Source organism: Kitasatospora sp. CMC57, assembly GCF_045866025.2.
Lineage (GTDB): Bacteria > Actinomycetota > Actinomycetes > Streptomycetales > Streptomycetaceae > Kitasatospora.
Map to the genome: position 1 here is coordinate 2,732,009 of NZ_AP035881.2, position 16,082 is coordinate 2,748,090.

At 74.0% G+C, this 16,082-nt stretch carries 11 protein-coding genes; 6 read left to right on the forward strand and 5 right to left on the reverse strand.

Going from position 1 to position 16,082, the window contains the following annotated elements; all coding sequences use genetic code 11:
- The first annotated feature begins 122 nt into the window (after positions 1-122).
- From ACKUU6_RS11995 to ACKUU6_RS12005, 3 genes are read left to right on the forward strand one after another with little or no spacing between them, the layout of a single operon-like run.
- A complete protein-coding gene (locus tag ACKUU6_RS11995; RefSeq protein ID WP_407988487.1) occupies positions 123-3,341 on the forward strand; it encodes an FtsX-like permease family protein in 3,219 nt (1,072 codons plus the stop codon).
- Positions 3,338-6,049 (forward strand): hypothetical protein, encoded by a 2,712-nt coding sequence (locus ACKUU6_RS12000; RefSeq protein ID WP_407988488.1) that lies wholly within the window; start codon positions 3,338-3,340, stop codon positions 6,047-6,049. Before ACKUU6_RS11995 ends, ACKUU6_RS12000 begins: the two co-directional genes overlap by 4 nt.
- Positions 6,046-6,996: an ABC transporter ATP-binding protein gene (locus tag ACKUU6_RS12005; protein ID WP_407988489.1), complete on the forward strand. Its 951-nt coding sequence runs from the start codon at positions 6,046-6,048 to the stop codon at positions 6,994-6,996. The genes ACKUU6_RS12000 and ACKUU6_RS12005 overlap by 4 nt, the downstream gene beginning before the upstream one ends.
- Here ACKUU6_RS12005 and ACKUU6_RS12010 read toward each other — a convergent pair whose 3' ends face one another.
- The 4 genes from ACKUU6_RS12010 to ACKUU6_RS12025 all read right to left on the reverse strand — a co-directional run bounded on the left by ACKUU6_RS12010 (position 6,997) and on the right by ACKUU6_RS12025 (position 12,078).
- Positions 6,997-7,896, reverse strand: a complete 900-nt coding sequence (locus ACKUU6_RS12010) for a carbohydrate kinase family protein (RefSeq protein ID WP_407988490.1) — start codon at positions 7,894-7,896, stop codon at positions 6,997-6,999.
- Between the two features lie 75 nt (positions 7,897-7,971).
- Positions 7,972-9,462 carry an MFS transporter gene (locus ACKUU6_RS12015; protein WP_407988491.1) on the reverse strand — a complete coding sequence of 497 codons (1,491 nt, stop codon included), beginning with the start codon at positions 9,460-9,462 and terminating at the stop codon, positions 7,972-7,974.
- A gap of 123 nt (positions 9,463-9,585) precedes the next feature.
- On the reverse strand, positions 9,586-11,301 hold the full coding sequence (locus ACKUU6_RS12020; protein ID WP_407988492.1) for a DUF885 domain-containing protein: 1,716 nt from the start codon (positions 11,299-11,301) through the stop codon (positions 9,586-9,588).
- Between the two features lie 81 nt (positions 11,302-11,382).
- Complete coding sequence (locus ACKUU6_RS12025) at positions 11,383-12,078, reverse strand: rhomboid-like protein (RefSeq protein ID WP_407988493.1); 696 nt, start codon at positions 12,076-12,078, stop codon at positions 11,383-11,385.
- 116 nt (positions 12,079-12,194) lie between these two features.
- On the opposite strand from ACKUU6_RS12025, the gene ACKUU6_RS12030 reads away from it, so the two are divergent.
- Complete coding sequence (locus ACKUU6_RS12030; RefSeq protein WP_407988494.1) at positions 12,195-12,929, forward strand: TetR/AcrR family transcriptional regulator; 735 nt, start codon at positions 12,195-12,197, stop codon at positions 12,927-12,929.
- A 27-nt stretch (positions 12,930-12,956) separates the two neighbouring features.
- Here ACKUU6_RS12030 and ACKUU6_RS12035 read toward each other — a convergent pair whose 3' ends face one another.
- Positions 12,957-13,808 carry a fumarylacetoacetate hydrolase family protein gene (locus tag ACKUU6_RS12035; protein WP_407988495.1) on the reverse strand — a complete coding sequence of 284 codons (852 nt, stop codon included), beginning with the start codon at positions 13,806-13,808 and terminating at the stop codon, positions 12,957-12,959.
- Positions 13,809-14,031: 223 nt separating this feature from the next.
- Between ACKUU6_RS12035 and ACKUU6_RS12040 the strand changes: the two genes are divergently transcribed.
- The gene (locus ACKUU6_RS12040) at positions 14,032-14,976 is read left to right on the forward strand and encodes an STM4015 family protein (RefSeq protein WP_407988496.1); all 945 of its coding nucleotides are present in this window, start codon (positions 14,032-14,034) and stop codon (positions 14,974-14,976) included.
- Positions 14,973-16,079: an STM4014 family protein gene (locus ACKUU6_RS12045; RefSeq protein WP_407988497.1), complete on the forward strand. Its 1,107-nt coding sequence runs from the start codon at positions 14,973-14,975 to the stop codon at positions 16,077-16,079. The genes ACKUU6_RS12040 and ACKUU6_RS12045 overlap by 4 nt, the downstream gene beginning before the upstream one ends.
- The last annotated feature ends 3 nt before the right edge of the window (positions 16,080-16,082 follow it).

Below are 16,082 nucleotides of genomic sequence, written 5' to 3' on the forward strand. Positions count from 1 at the left end.
TGAAGGTGCTCGATTCTGCGCAGCTCCGACATGGTTCGCGCAAGGCCCTTCCACTTCCTGTTCGAATCTGACAGAGTCGTCCGCTATCCGGTACAGGGCGGGCCGGCACGGGGGGAATTCACATGCTCGGCTTTGTCCTGCGCCGACTGCGCGGCCGACTGCCGCTCGCGGCTGCGGTGCTGTTCACGGTGGTGATCGCCACGACCGTGCTGACCACCTTGGTGTCCTTCAACCGCACCGTCGCCGAGGCCGGCCTACGGCGAAATCTGGACGGCGGCAGCCGGGTCGACATCCTGCTGAGCTCCGATCGCGGGCTGGAGACCAGGTCCGGGGACGACGCCGGCGTCGCCACCCTCGGCAGCCGGCTCTTCGACGGGCTGCCGGTCACCGTGCAGAACCTCGCCCGCAGCCGCTCGTACGGACTGCCCGGCCTGCCGAGCGCCACCCGCGAGGTGGACCTGACCGTGCTGGCCGCGCTGGACCGCAGCCGGGTGAAGCTGACGGCCGGTCAGTGGCCCACCGCCGACGGCGCCGCCGGGACGGTCCAGACCGCCGTACCGGGGAGTGCGCTTGCCCGGCTCGGCCTGACCGAGAGCGCGCTGCCCACCCAGGTCACCCTCTCCGACCGGTACGGCGGCCCCCCGCTCAGCATCCGGGTCACCGGCGTCTACCAGGCGGCCGACCGGGACGCGCCCTACTGGCGGCTCGACCCGCTCGGTGGCCGCGAGATCCAGGTCAGGGGCTTCACCACGTACGGGCCAATGCTGGTGGACGACGGCGTCTTCAGCTCCGGCCTGCTGCCGCAGGGCAGCCGGGGCTCGCTGCTGACCGCCGACTTCGGCGCCGCCGATCCGGAACGGATCGAGCAGCTCAGGGCCCGGACCGCCCAGCTGCCCGAGCTGCTCAAGCAGTACCTCCCCGGCCTCCAGCTGCAGACCGAACTCCCGGCACTGCTCGACGAGTTGCACTCGGCGACGCTGGTCACCGAGGCCACCCTGCTGGTCGGGGCACTCCAACTGGCAGTGCTGGCCGCCGCTGCCCTGCTGCTGGTGGTGCACCTGGTGGCCGAGCGTCAGGTCCGGGAGAACGCCCTGCTCACCGCCCGCGGCGCGACCCGGCGCCGGCTGGCGGCGTGGACGGCCGTCGAGGCGCTGCTGCTCGCGCTGCCCGCCGCACTGCTCGCCCCACTGCTGACCGGACCGCTGCTGCGACTGCTGACCAGCCGCGGCCCGCTGGCCGGGATGCCGCTCGACCAGGCCGACACCGCCGTCCGCTGGCCGGTGGCCGGGTGCTGCGCGCTGGCCTGTGTGGCGCTCACCGCGCTGCCCACCGTGCTCCGGCGCGACGCCGAGCGGGTGGTGTCCCGACGGCAGGCCGTGGTCAGCGCCGCCGCCCGCTCCGGCGCCGACCTGGCACTGCTCGCCCTGGCCGTGGTCGCGTACCAGCAGCTCGGCGCCCGCACCGGCGGCCTCTCGGTCGACGCCGACGGGCAGTTGGGCATCGACCCGGTGCTGGTCGCCGCGCCCACCCTGGCGCTCTGTGCCGGGACCCTGCTGGTGCTCCGGCTGCTGCCGTTCGCGGCCCGGTACGGGGCCCGGCTGGCCGCCCGGGGCCGTGGCCTCGGCCCGGCGCTGGGCGGCTGGCAGCTGGCCCGCCGCCCGGGCCGGGCGAACGGTCCGGTGCTGCTGCTGGTGCTGGCGGTCGCCACCGGTGTCCTGGCGCTGGGCCAGCACGCCGCCTGGCGCGACTCGCAGCACGACCAGGCCGACTTCGCCACGGCGGGCGGTCTGCGGATCTGGGGCTCGGCGCTGCCCACGCTGGGCCAGGGCGGCCGGTACGCGGCGCTGCCCGGCGGCGACCGGCTGCTGCCGGTGGCCCGGATCGACCAGTCCCTGCCGGGCGACGTGCCGGGCCGGGTGCTGCTGACCGACACCGCCCGCGCGGCCACCGAACTGACGGTCAGGCCCGACCTGTTCGACGGCCGACCGGCCGGGGAGCTGTTCGCGCCGCTGTCCGAGCCGCAGCCGGCCGGGCTCCGGCTGCCCGGGCGGCCGGCCCGGATCGACCTGACCGTGGCGGTCCAGGTCGCCGACCTCCCGCGCGGGGAGCGGGAGCCGTACTTCCCCGCTCCCCTGAAGGCGCCCGACCTCTGGCTCCAGTTGCGGGACGGCTTCGGGGCGGCTCACCGGATCCTGGTTCCGCAGCTGCCGCCCCGGGGCGAGCTGACCGTCTCGGTGGACCTGGGTGCGCTCACCGCCGCACCGCTCGGCGCGGTCGCCGCGCCGCTGACCCTGACCGGCTTCGAGCTGACCCACCCCACCGGTGTGCGGGAGAACGACGGCGAGCTGACGGTCCGTCGCCTCGCCGTCTCCGATACCGCGACCGGACCTGCCACCGCCGTCCCGGCGCCTCTCGGTGCCTGGACCGCGACGTCCGGGGCGGACACCCCGGTGAAGGTGCGTAGCGGCGCCACGGCCGACTCGATGCTGACCATCGGTTACACGCAGTCCACCAGTTACCGCAGCACGGCGCTCGTCCCCGGCGGCAGCAAGTCGGACCAGGACGTCAAGGGCCTGGCCACCCGCGCCTACCTGACCGCCGTCGGCGCCCGGGTCGGAGAACTGATCAAGATCCAGGTCGGCAACGCCAACCTGCCCGTCCGGATCACCGGCGCGGTCGAGGCGCTGCCGGTGTACGGCGCCAACGCCCTCCTGCTCGACCTGCCCCGCACCGACCGGTGGCTGGCCGACCGGGGCTCCGACCTCCCGGCCGTCAACGAGTGGTGGCTGCCCGCCTCCGGTCCCGGCGACCGCGCCCCGGCCGAGGCCGCCGCCGCCCTGCGGGCCGGACCGACCGCCCAGCAGCTGACGCTCCGTGAGGAGGAGGCCGCCGCCCGGCTCGCCGACCCGCTGAGCGCCGCCCCGCAGAGCGCGCTGGCCGCGCTGGCGCTGGCCGCCGCCGTACTGGCCACCATCGGCTTCACCGCCGCCTCGGCCGCCTCGGCGGGCGAACGGGCCGGCGAGTCGGCCGTACTGCTGGCGCTGGGCGCGTCCCGACGGCTGCTGAACCGGACCGCCGCCGCCGAGCAGGTGGTGCTGGTCGCGATCGGCACCGGGGTCGGGCTGCTGCTCGGAGCCGTACTCGTCCGCCTGGTGGTCCCACTGCTGGTGCTCACCCCGGCGGCCCGGCCGCCGGTTCCCGAGGTCCTGGTCGGACTGCCGCTCGGGCAGATGCTGGCCCTGGCGGCCGGGACCGCCGCCCTGCCGCTGCTGTCCGCCTTCCTGGTCGGCGGCCGTCGGCGGAACGTGGCCCCCCGGCTTCGGTTCGTGGAGGAGAAATGAGCACCCCGGCCCCCTGGGTCCGTACCCGGCTGCGCACCGCGCCGCTGGCCGCCCTGCTCACCGCCGCCCTGGCCCTGGTCATGGTCTTCCTGGCAGCCGCACTGCCCCGGGCGCTGGACCGGGGAGCGGACGACGCGCTGCACAGCTTCGTGGGTTCGCAGAGTCCGCTCACCACCAGTGTGCGAGCCACCTCGGGGTCACCCTCGGTTGGCGAGCCGGGGAAGGAGCTGGACACCATCGCGGCCGAACTCACCGGCGCCGTCGGCGCGGTGATCCCGCTCGACCCGAGCGGTCCGGTGTACGGACGCCGGGGCAGCAAGACGCGTGAGCTGAGGGATCCCGGGCTGTCCCGCCCGGAGGGCCTCCCGCCCGAACTCGCTCTGCTGTACCTGCACGGGGCGCAGGACCACCTCCGGCTGACGGCCGGTCAGTGGCCGACCGGCGGTGCGGTCGCAGGGCCGATCCCTGTCGCGCTGGCGGCGAACGCCGCCGAGACCATCGGGATCAAGCTCGGCTCGGTTCTCGACGGCAGCGCCCTGGGGTTGGGCCCGGAGCGGGTCCAGGTGGCCGGCCTCTACACGGTCGGAGACCCGTCCGACCGGTTCTGGGCCGGGGAGGGGTGTGCCCTCAAGGCGTGTAGGAACCTGCGCGACATGGGCCCCTGGGAGCCTCCGCTGGCGTACTGGTACACCATCGCGCTGACCGGCCCGGAGACGCTGCCCCGCGTGACCGGCTGGAGCAACGGACGCGAGGACTTCTGGCGGCTGCCGGTGCAGGTGGACAAGCTGCGGGCGGACCGGCTCCGGCAGACCTCCTTCGACCTCGCCGCGGTCACCGCGGGCCCGATCGCCGCCCGGCTGACCGCCCTGACCGGACGACCCGACCTGCGCATCAGCTCCGGCATCCGGCCCCTGATCGACACCGCCCGGCAGCGGCAGTCCGCGATCGACTCGCTGACCGCGGTCGGCCCGGCCGGCGCCGCCGGGGTGGCCGCCGTGGTGCTCTGCCTCGCGGCCGCGCTGACCGCCGAACGGCGGACGGCGGAGCTGCGGCTGCTCCGGGCCCGGGGCGCCGGGACCGGGGGGATCTGCCGCCGGCTGCTCGGGGAGGGGGCACTGACGGTGCTCCCCGCCGCAGCGCTCGGCGCGCTGCTCGCCTTCACCCTGCTGCCCACCCCGCGCTGGCTGACCGCCGCCGTCGCGGCGGGCTCGGTCACCCTGCTCGCCCTGCTGGCCTTCCCGGTCAGGACCGCCCTGCTGCTGCGCGAGCGGGTCGGCGGGGGCCGGCCCGGACGCCGCCGCCTGATGGCCGAACTCCTGGTCCTGGCCGCCACGGTGACGGCCGCCACCCAGGTCGCCCGACGCGGGGTGGCACCTTTCGACGAAGGGGTGGACCCGCTGCTGGTGGCCGCTCCGCTGCTGCTCGCGCTGACCGGAGCGCTGCTGCTGGCCCGGCTCCAGCCCGCCCTGATCGGGCTGCTGGCCCGCTGGGCCAGGCCCAGGCCCGGCGCGGTCGCCTTCCTCGGCCTGGCCAGGGCCGCCCGGGGCAGCGGCCGACGTTCGCGTCCCTCGGTGCTGCCGCTGCTCGCCCTGGTGCTCGCGGTGACCTGCGGTGCGGTCGGCGCCACCGTCCTGAGCTCGGTCGCCGCCAACCGCGCTTCGGTGGCCAGGTACGCCATCGGCGGTGACGCCGTGGTCGGCGCCCAGCTGAACGGCTCGCTGCCCGAGGGCTTCGTCACAGCCGCCGGCCGGCTGCCCGGGGTGGAGACCGCACTGCCGGTCTGGACCGAGGAGGACGTCAACCTGTCGACGGGCAGCGGCGGTTCGGTCCGGGTCAACGTGGTGTTGGCCGACCCGGTCCGGTACGCCAGGCTGGCCGATGTCGCCGGACGGGGCCGGTTCGACCCCGCCCTGCTCACCGCGGTGCCGGGCCGGCCGCTGCCCGCCCTGGTCAGCAGTGATCTGCCCGAGGGTGAGTTCAGCCTCCGGCTGGCGGGCGGCGACGCGGTCCCGATCCGGACCGTCGGCACCGTCGACGGCACCCCCGCCCTGAGCGGGACGGCCGCCACCACCGTGCTGCTGCCGGTCGGCCCGGCCGCCGAGCTGCTGCCCCGGCTCGGCGGTCCCGACAGGTGGCTGGCCGCCGGGCACCCCGACGACGCCCGACTGCGCGCGCTGGCCGAGGAGTTCCTCGGGCCCCCGGCCGCCGGCGAGCGGCCGGGCCACCTGGTGCGGACCAGCGCCGGAGCCGTCGCCGAGCTCGGCAGCGACCCGCTGCAGAACTCGGCCGAGCGGCTGTTCTGGGTCACGGTCGGCGCCACGGCGCTGTTCGCGCTGCTCTCCGTCCTGCTGACGCTGTTCCGGGCCGGGCCCGAACGGGCCGCGATGCTGGCCAGGCTGCGCACGATGGGCCTGCGGCCCCGGCAGGGGCTGGCGCTGATCCTGGCCGAGGCCCTGCCGCAGGCGCTGTTCGCCGCCCTCGGCGGGGCGCTGACGGCGGTCGGCTGCGTCCTGCTGCTCGGCCCGGCCGTCGACCTCTCCCCCCTGGTCGGCGCCGAGGTGTCCTCCGGGCTCCGGCTGACCGCCGCCCCGATCGCAGAACAGGCGCTCGGGCTGGCGCTGCTGGCCGCCCTCGCGGTGGTGGCCGAGGCCGCCGTCACCGCCCGTCGGCAGATCACCACCGAGCTACGAGCGGGAGACACCCGATGAGCACTACGCCCCCCAGCCTGGCCGAGCTGCAGCGCAAGGCGCTGGCCGCCACCGCGCCGCAGGGCCGCCGGGCCGATCTGGCGATCAGCTGCGAGCGGCTGGTCCGGATCTTCAGCGCGGACGGGATCGAGGTCCAGGCGCTCCAGGGGCTCGACCTGACGGTGGACCAGGGCGACCTGGTGGCCCTGGTCGGTGCCTCCGGCAGCGGCAAGTCCACCCTGCTGAACGTGCTGGCCGGTCTGGACACCCCGACCGCAGGGGCGGCCACCGTCGCGGGGTGCGACCTGCTGACGATGACCGCCAAGGACAGGCTGCGCTACCGCCGCGAGGTGGTCGGCTTCATCTGGCAGCAGACCGCGCGCAACCTGCTGCCATTCCTGACCGCCGCCCAGAACGTCGCCCTGCCGATGGAGCTGCGCTCGGGCCACCGGGCCGCCAAGCGGCAGCGCACCCGGGTGGCCGAGCTGCTGGAGGCGCTGGACATCGGCGAGTTGGGCCACCGCCGCCCGGCGGAGCTCTCCGGCGGCCAGCAGCAGCGGGTGGCGATCGCGGTCGCGCTGGCCAACGAACCGGCGGTGCTGCTCGCCGACGAGCCGACCGGCGAGCTGGACTCGGAGACCGCCACCGGGATCTTCGAGGCCTTCCGCACCGTCAACCGCGAGCTCGGCACCACCGTGGTGGTGGTCACCCACGACCCGATGGTGGCGGGCGAGGTCCGCCGCACGGTGGCGATCCGGGACGGCCGCACCAGCAGCGAGGTGCTCCGGCGCACGGTGACCGACGAGCACGGCCAGGAGACGGTCAGCGAGCGCGAGTACGTGATGCTGGACCGCACCGGACGGGTCCAACTGCCCGCCAAGTTCCTGGCCGCGCTGGGCATGCAGCACCGGGTGGCGGCCGATCTGGCGGCCGACCACATCGCGCTGCACCCGGACGACACGGACTGATCAGCCCAGCGCCCCGGCCAGCCGCTCCCGGGAGACGAAGTCGGTGTGGGTGCCCGCCGAGGTGCAGGCGTACGCCCCGGCGACCGCTCCGGCCCGGGCGCAGTCCAGCGCGGGTCGCCCGGCCAGCCGGCCGTACAGGAAGCCGGTCACGTAGGCGTCACCCGCGCCGTTGGTGTCCACGACCGGCCGGCCCGGGTCCACCGCGGGCAGGTGGTGGATGGTGTCCGGACGGTCCCGGGTGAGCAGGTAGCTGCCGTTCGCCCCGTCGGTGGCGGAGACCATGGCGGCCCGGCCCTCGGCGAGGATCTGCCGCATCACCTGCTCGTGCCGGCCCCGGCAGCCCGCCACCGACAGGAAGACCAGGTCGGAGTTGACGGCGTAGTGCCGGTGGTGCGGGTTGACGCCGTCCCAGTCGTGCAGGTCGGTGGAGCTGGTCAGGCCGAGCCGCCGGATGTCGGCATACATGTCCCGGTTCACGCCGGTGATCGAGAGGTGCACGTGGCGGCTGCGCTCCAGGTACGGGAGGTAGCTGGCGGCGGGCAGCCGGAGTCCGGCCGGGTGGCGGCCGTCGTAGAAGGAGAACCGGCGGCCCTGCGCGTCCACCAGGTTGACCGAGCGCGGGGTGCCGGTGGGCGAGACCAGGTGGCTGAAGGAGAGGCCGCGCCGCCGGTACTCGGCCAGCACGAGCTCGGCCTGCGGGTCGGCCCCGAGGAAGTCCAGGAAGTGGGTGCGCAGCCCGAGCAGGTGCGCGCCGAGCGCCACCCCGTTGCCGGTGTGTGCCACGTAGTCGCGGATCGGCGGGACGGACTGGGAGTCGGCGTCCGGCAGTTCGATGCGGTCCAGCCGGACGATGGTGTCCACCCCGGCGCCGCCGACCACCAGCAGGTCGTAATCGGTCATGAGCCGGAGTCAACCAGGGCACCCGGACATGAGCAATCCCTTGCGGAAATATTCTGCAAGGGATTGCAGGCCGGTTCAGGCCAGCGCGTGCGCCGTCGAGTCGGCGGACTCCGCCTCCCCCGGGGCCGGTCGGTGATCGATCATCAGGAACGCGATCACCGCCGCCGCCAACATGATCCCCATCGCCACCACCGTCGCCATCGCGTAGCCGTGCACGGCCCCGGCCGCCCGCACCGCCGGGTCGGCCGCGTTCCGGGTGACCAGATAGGTGGCCGTGATGCTGGCGGCGATCGTGTTGAGCAGCGCGGTACCGATCGAACCGCCCACCTGCTGGGCGGTGTTGATGATGGCGGAGGCCGCGCCGGTCTCGCTCGGCGCCACCCCCAGGGTGGCCAGGCTCATGGTCGGCATGAAGATCAGGCCCATCCCGGAGCCGAGCAGGAGCTCGGCCGGCAGCACCATCGTGACGTACGAGCTGCCCACCTCCAGCTGGGTCAGCCAGGCCATCGCGGAGGCGCCGAGCAGCAGTCCGGGCACCACCAGGTTGCGGGACGGCACCCGGGTCATCAGCCGGGCCGCGATGCCGGTCGCGCTCAGCACGATCGCGGCGGTCATCGGCAGGTAGGCGACACCGGCCATCACCGGCGAGTAGCCCTTGATCACCTGGAGGTAGTAGGTGAGGAACAGGAACAGGCCGAACATCCCGATCATCGCCATGCCGACCGCGATCGCGGCACCACCGCGATTCCGGTCGCCGACGATGTGCACCGGCAGCAGCGGGTGCGTGGTCCGGCGCTCGAACAGCGCGAACACCACCAGCAGGACCACGCCGAGCAGCAGGCAGCCGATCACCAGCCAGTCGCTCCAGCCCCGGCTGGTCGCCTCCGAGGTGCCGTACACGATGGCGAGCAGACCGCCGCAGCCGAGCACCGCGCCGGGCAGGTCGAGCTTCACCCGGTGGCTCTTGTCGATGTGGTCCCGCTTGAGCAGGTAGAACGCGCCGGTCGCGGCGCCGAGGGCGATCGGGATGTTGACGAACAGGCACCAGCGCCAGTTCAGGTACTCGGTCAGCAGACCGCCTGCGATCAGCCCGATCGCGGCGCCGCCGCCCGCGATGGCGCCGAAGATGCCGAAGGCGGTGGCCCGCTCCTTGGGATCGGTGAAGGTGTTGGACAGCAGCGACAGCGCGGAGGGGGCGAGCACCGCACCGAAGGCGCCCTGGAGCGCGCGGGCGCCGAACAGCATCCAGGGCTCGGTGGCGAACCCGCCGATCGCGGAGGCGACCGCGAAGCCGAGCAGGCCGACCGTGAAGGTGCGCTTGCGGCCGAACAGGTCGCCGATCCGGCCGCCGAGCAGCAGCAGACCTCCGAAGGCCAGCGTGTAGGCGGTGATCACCCACTGCCGGTTTGCGTCCGAGATCCCGAGTGCCTTCTGCGCGGACGGGAGGGCGATGTTCACGATGGTCGCGTCCAGCACGATCATCAGCTGGGCGATGGCGATCACGGCCAGCGCCCACCAGCGCCGTGGATCGACCGCCTGGTCTGCGGGAGCGGATTGCTGGGACACCGTTTTGCCGCCTTCCGGGGGATCTCCTGGAGAGAGCTGTCTGGGCCAACACTCTCTCCAGGAGATCCCCCAAAAGGGCGACAAGCAAGACGATTTAAAGGTTTATGTCCGGGTTTGGACGAATCAGAGCGCGGCCAGCACCTCGACCAGGTCGTCCAGGCCGAGTGATCCCTGCGAGAGCGCCGCCATGTGCCACGCCTTCTGGTCGAACGTCTCGCCCCTGGCCTCGGCCGCCGCCCTGGCCGCCGCCCGGCCGCGCAGCCAGGCCCGCTCGCCGAGCTTGTAGCCGATCGCCTGGCCGGGCAGCCCGAGGTAGCGGATCAGCTCGCTGTCCAGGAAGTCGGCCGAGAGCCCGCAGTACCGGCCGAAGAACTCCCGGGCGTCGTCCGGAAGCACCGGCTCGCCCGGCTTGAACGGGGAGTCGGCCGGGAAGTCCAGGCCGACGTGCATGCCGATGTCCACGATCACCCGCAGCGCCCGCATCATCTGGGCGTTCAGGTAGCCGAGCCGGTGCCCCGGGTCGGTCAGGTAGCCCAGCTCGTCCATCAGGCGCTCGGCGTACAGCGCCCAGCCCTCCAGGTTGGCGCTCACCCCGCCGAGGGTGACCTGGTAGGTGGAGAGCCGGTCCGCGACGTAGGTCCACTGGGCCAGCTGGAGGTGGTGGCCCGGGACGCCCTCGTGGTACCAGGTGGAGACCAGGTCCCAGACCGGGAAGCTGTCCCGGCCGAGCAGCGGCAGCCAGGTCCGGCCCGGGCGGGAGAAGTCCAGCGACGGGGCGGTGTAGTAGGGAGCCGCGGCGCTGCCGCTCGGGGCGATTCTGGACTCCACCTTGAGCAGTGGCTCGGCCAGGTCGAAGTGGACGCCCTGGAGGTCGGCGATCGCGGTGTCCATCAGGCCCTGCAGGTAGCTGCGGACGTTCTCCTCGCCCTTGATCGCCGGGCCGTCGCTCTCCAGCCAGGCCATCGCCTCCATCGGCGTGGAGCCCGGCAGCACCTTCTCCGCCTCGGCCCGCATCTGCGCGTCCAGCTCGTGGAACTGCTCCCAGGCCCAGCCGTACGCCTCGTCCAGGTCCAGGTCGGACCCGGTCCAGTACCGGACCCAGCGGGCGTACCGCTCCCGGCCCGTGGTGTCGGGGCGGCCGGCCGCCGCCGCCCCGTACACGTCCCGCAGCCAGTCCCGCAGCTCGCCGAACGCCTCGGCCGCGCTGACCGCGATCGTGGTCAGCTCCGCGCGCTGCGCCTCGGGCGACTCCTGCACGAACTCGCCGAACCAGCCCCCCGGCTGGTCGCCCGCCAGCCACTCGTCGATCTGGCCGGCCACCGTGACCACCTGGCGCGGGCCGGAGAGCAGCCCGCGCCGGACGCCCTCGGTGAGCAGCTCGCGGTACTGCGCCAGCGCGACCGGCAGCCGGCTCATCCGGCGGCCGATCAGGGTCCAGTGCTCCGGCGTCTCGGTGGGCAGCATGGTGAAGATCTCGCGCACGCCGTGCAGCGGCGAACCCAGGTTGCGGACCGCCCGGAAGTTCTCGCCGGCGTCGTGCACGGCGAGTTCGGCGGTGAGCCGCTCGTGGAGCAGCCGGGCGCAGCGGCGCTCGGCGTCGTCCGTCACGGCACCGGCGGCCTCCGCCGCGTCCAGCTCGGCCAGGGTGCGGCGGGCCAGCTCGGCGACCGCCTCCTGTCCGGCCGGCGACAGGTCCGGCAGACGGTCGTCGTCGTCCGGACCGAGCCCCAGGTAGACCGCGGTCAGCGGGTCGAGCTGGGCCAGGGCGTGGACGTACGCGTCGGCGATGCGGCGGGGGGTGGTGCCGTCGGCAGGGGCGTTGATGAATGCTTCAACCATTCGGCCATCCTTCCGCAGGTGGCCGGGTTTGCAAGCCTCTTTGCCGAGGCTTGTGCCGACGCACCGTGATGGCCCGCACCGTCAGGACCCGCGCCGCCACGGCCCGCGCCGCCACACGACCAGCGGGTCCCACGTGGGACGGCCCCGGGCGAAGCGGTAGAAGCTCAGGCCGATCAGCACCGCGCAGAAGTGCCCGAGGTCGGTGAAGGTGTGCGAGGTGACCAGCGGCAGCAGGTAGAAGAACAGCAGCCCAGCGGCGTAGAGCCAACGCCAGCGCCCGGCGAACCGGTACGTCAGTACGCCCTCGACGCCGGCCAGCGCGTAGCTGACGCCGACGTCCACGGTGTCCGCCATGTTCGCCGGCAGCCGCCCGGCGTCCACGCCCCAGGCGACCACGCCCTCGCTGATGAAAGTGGCCAGCACGTGCGCGGTGAGCGCGACCGTGAGCCACCGCCAGGTGCCCAGCCAGCGTTCGACCGGTACGTGGAACACGTTGAAGATCACGAAGTAGAAGAGGAACGCCGACTGCTCGGTCCAGATGGCGCTGGCCAGCAGCGCGTGCACGGGGTGCGAGCGGAGCTGGTCGATGTTGCTGCTGCGCCGGCCCAGGAACCAGTCCAGGTTGGCCGGGTCGATCCTGGCCACCACGAAGCTGGTGAGGGCCAGCAGGGCCAGCCAGCAGTACGTGCCCGGCGCCGCCCTGACGTACCTCCCGACCGCCCGCAGCGCCCTGACCGGACGGCTCGTCACCACCGGCTCCCCCACGGTCTCCTGCATCTACGCTCCCGGACGCCGCTGACATCTGGTCACATGATGCTGGGATATGCGCGGTTCGACGACCGGACCCGCCGGGCACGACGGCAAACGGCGACCGGGCGGCTACCCTGGCCGCCATGGCAGTCAGCGCAACGACCTCGTCCGATCCGGCGGCCCGGCGCCCCGGCTACCGGCGGCTTCCGGTGCAGCAGCGACGCGAACAGCTGATCGGCGTCGCCCTGGAGCTCTTCGCCTCCCGGCCGCCGGAAGAGGTGAGCCTGGACGACGTCGCCGAGGCGGCCGGGGCCTCCCGCCCGCTGGTCTACCGTTACTTCGCCGGCAAGCAGCAGCTGTACGAGGCCGCCCTGCGCAGCGCCGCCGAGGAGCTGGCGAGCCGGTTCACCGTCCCGCCCGAGGGCACCCCGACCGAGCAGCTCTCGGCCGTCCTGGACCGCTACTTCGACTTCGTCGCCGAGCACCACACCGGGTACGGCGCGCTGCTCCGCGGCGGCTCGGTGGTCGAGACCGCCAGGACCGGCGCCATCGTGGACGAGGTCAGGCGGGCCGCCCTCCGCCGGACGGTCCGTCACCTCGGCGTCCGGGAGGCCGCCGGGCCCCGGCTGACCCTGCTGGTCCGCTCCTGGATCTCGGTGGTCGAGGCCTCCGCGCTCAGCTGGCTGGACGAGGGCCGGCAGATCCCGCCCGCCTCGCTCCGGGACTGGCTGCTCGACCAGTTCGTGGTGATGACCGCCGCCACCGCCCTGCACGACCCCCAGACCGCCGAAGTCCTCACTCGCCTGCTCGGCCAGGAGGGCCCCGGCGGGCGCGCGGCCGGCCTGACGGCGCGACTGGGTCAGCTGCTGACGCCCTGAGCAGAGAGGTCGACCAGGGCCAAATCCTCAGGCCTTGCCGAGCACCTGCCGCTGCCGGCCGAGGCCGGTGACCTCCAGTTCGACCACGTCCTCGGGCTGGAGGAAGGGGGTGCCCGGACGGCCGAGGGTGACGCCGGCGGGGGTGCCGGTGACGATGACGTCGCCCGGTTCGAGGACCATGAACTGGCTGAGGTAGCGCACTACCTCGTACACCGGGAAGATCATCTCCGCCGTGCGGCCGTCCTGCCGGAGTTCGCCGTTGACCCAGAGCCGGAGCTCCAGCCGCTGCGGGTCGCCCACCTCGTCCGGGGTCACCAGCCAGGGGCCGAGCGGCGTGAAGGTCTCGGCGGACTTGCCCTTGTCCCACTGGCCGCCGCGCTCGAACTGGAACGCCCGCTCGGTCACGTCGTTGACCGCCGCGTACCCGGCGATCACGGTCGCCGCCTCGGCCTCGCTGTCCAGGTAGCGCGCGGTCCGCCCGATCACGATGGCCAGCTCGACCTCGTAGTCGGTCTTCTCGCCGCCGCGCGGGATCAGCACCTCGTCGTACGGGCCGACCACGGTGTTGCTCGGCTTCAGGAAGACCACCGGCTCGGCCGGGATCGCGGCACCCGCCTCCGCCGCGTGGTCCCGGTAGTTGAGCCCGATGCCGATCACCTTGCCCGGGCGCACCACCGGTGCACCGATGCGCTCGCCGGTGATGTCGGTCGCCGGGAGCTCACCGGCCGCCACCGCCCGGGCCAGCTCGGCCGGGTCGAGCCCGGCCAGGAAGGCCCCGTCGATGTCCCCGGTCCGGCCGGAGAGGTCGAAAGCGGTGCCGTCCTGGCTCAGCACCACAGGGCGTTCAGCACCCTGGGGGCCGACACGGAGGAGCTTCACTGCCCATCACCACCTGGTTCGTCGCATGCCATCGAGGGAGGCCGCACACCTCTCCCGCCCTATACATCCGAGGTATATCAAGGGCTTGTCCTGCGAACCAGGGGGGACCGCTCGGCCAGTTCCTATCAATTCATCCAAGCCACCGGGGCCCGGAATCGGCGTCCCGCACGGTTGACACCCCGGCCGCCCGGTGTTGTCCGGCCGAACTGATAGACAGTCCGGTATGGCGATCAGCGAACACATCGGCGAATTCCACGGCCTGCCCGTCTTCGACTTCCCGGGCACCGAGGGCACCGAGCTGCCGGCCCCGGAGTCGGTGGCCTGGCGCGTGCAGGTCGAGTACGAGGGCGGCCGCGACTTCGCCGCGGTCTGGGCGGCGTTCCTGGCGGCGGTGCCGGTGGAGCGGGTCCGGGCGCTGGTGATCGGGCCGTGGTGGGAGGAGGAGTACGAGCTGGTCGAGCCGGTGATCACCGCGCTGACCGGCAGTGCCGGCCGGCTCGTTGGGCTGCGGGCGCTGTTCCTCGGTGAGGTCACCTTCGAGGAGTGCGAGATCTCCTGGCTCCAGCTCGCCGACGTGACGCCGCTGCTGGAGTCCTTCCCCGCGCTGGAGGAGCTGGTGGTGCGCGGCGCCTCCGCCGACTACGACGGCAAGGGCGGGCTGGCCCTGCGGGCCCTGCGTCACGAGAGCCTGCGCGCGCTGCGCTTCGAGGCCGGCGGTCTGCCGGCCTCGGTGGTCCGGGCGGTCGGCGAGTCCGACTTCCCGGCCCTGGAGAGCCTGGAGCTCTGGCTCGGGGTGGACGAGTACGGCGGCGACGCCGGGGTGGCCGACCTCGCTCCCGTGCTGAGCGGCGAGCGGCTGCCCGCGCTGCGCCGGCTCGGCCTGGAGAACAGCGAGATGCAGGACGAGCTGGCCGCCGCAGTGGCCGGCTCGGCCGTGGTCGAGCGGCTGGAGAGCCTCAGCCTGGCCCTCGGCACCCTCACCGACGCCGGGGCGGAGGCACTGCTCGGGCTGACCCGTCTGCGCCGCCTCGACCTGCACCACCACTACCTCACCGAGGGGATGCAGCAGCGCCTGCGCGACACCCTCGGCGCGGCCGGGGTCGAGCTGGACCTCTCGGACCCGGAGCAGCCCGACGACGACTGGCGTTACGTGGCGAACGGCGAGTGATCGCCGTCGTCGGCCACCCGGGCCACCGCCGGGTGGAGCTGTTCGCGGCGGCGGTCCGGTCCTTCGGCCTGCCGTCGCCGACCGTGCTGCCCTGGGTGGACGTGCTGCGCGGCGAGGTCGCCGTCCCCGCCGGGGCCCTGGTCAGGGTGGACTCTCCCGGCGAGGACCCGGCCGTGGACGCGCTGCTGCGCGGCCCCGGCTACCAGCCGACCCGGGTGGAGGGCTCGGCCGCCTGGTACGCGGGGCTGCTCGGCGGGCTCGCCACCCTGACGGCCGCGGTCGACCGGGCGCCCGGCGCCCGGCTGCTGGCCGATCCGGCCGAGACCGCGGTGATGTTCGACAAGCGCCGCACCCACGCGCGCCTCGCCGCCGCGGGTCTCCCCGTCCCCGAGGCGCTCGACCGGACGGCCGGGAGCTGGGCCGAGCTCCGGGCGCTGCTGGCCGGGGCCGGGCTCCGGCGGGTGTTCGTGAAGCCCGCGCACTCGTCCTCCGCCGCCGGCGTCCTGGCGCTGGAGTTCGGCCCCGGCGGCCGGCTCCGGGCGACCACCTCGGTCGAGCTGACCCCCACCGGCCTGCACAACTCGCTCCGGGTCCGGAGCTACACCACCGAGCCGGAGATCGCCGCCGTCGTGGACGCGCTGGCCCCCGACGGGCTGCACGTGGAGCGGTGGATACCGAAGGCGTCCCAGCACGGCCGGTCGGCCGACCTGCGGGTGGTCGCGGTGCACGGCAGGGTCACGCACGTGGTGGTCCGCACCAGCCCCGGTCCTCTGACCAATCTTCACCTGGGCGGCTCCCGGGGGGACTTGGCCATGGTCCGGGCAGCGGCAGGACCGCACTGGGCCGGGCTGCTGGAGCTGGGCGAACGGGTCGCCGGCTGCTTCCCCGGCTCCCCGATGGTGGGCATCGACGTGCTCCCCGGCGCCGGCTGGCGCCGCTGGTACGTGGGCGAGGTGAACGCCTTCGGTGACCTACTCCCCAACCTCCCCGGCCTGCCCGAAGGTCCGGCCGCCGGACTGGACACCTACGGCGCACAGGTCCGAGCGCTGCTCGGCGCGGAACCCGGCACGCGACTCGGCACCGAACCCGGAGCGGAACGATGACCA

Excerpts from the sequence above, each read along its gene's own strand:
- ACKUU6_RS12025 (WP_407988493.1), bottom strand. The coding sequence starts at position 12,078 with ATGCAGGAGACCGTGGGGGAGCCGGTGGTGACGAGCCGTCCGGTCAGG.
- ACKUU6_RS12030 (WP_407988494.1), top strand. The coding sequence starts at position 12,195 with ATGGCAGTCAGCGCAACGACCTCGTCCGATCCGGCGGCCCGGCGCCCC.
- ACKUU6_RS12000 (WP_407988488.1), top strand. The coding sequence starts at position 3,338 with ATGAGCACCCCGGCCCCCTGGGTCCGTACCCGGCTGCGCACCGCGCCG.
- ACKUU6_RS12040 (WP_407988496.1), top strand. The coding sequence starts at position 14,032 with ATGGCGATCAGCGAACACATCGGCGAATTCCACGGCCTGCCCGTCTTC.
- ACKUU6_RS12020 (WP_407988492.1), bottom strand. The coding sequence starts at position 11,301 with ATGGTTGAAGCATTCATCAACGCCCCTGCCGACGGCACCACCCCCCGC.
- ACKUU6_RS12005 (WP_407988489.1), top strand. The coding sequence starts at position 6,046 with ATGAGCACTACGCCCCCCAGCCTGGCCGAGCTGCAGCGCAAGGCGCTG.
- ACKUU6_RS12010 (WP_407988490.1), bottom strand. The coding sequence starts at position 7,896 with ATGACCGATTACGACCTGCTGGTGGTCGGCGGCGCCGGGGTGGACACC.
- ACKUU6_RS11995 (WP_407988487.1), top strand. The coding sequence starts at position 123 with ATGCTCGGCTTTGTCCTGCGCCGACTGCGCGGCCGACTGCCGCTCGCG.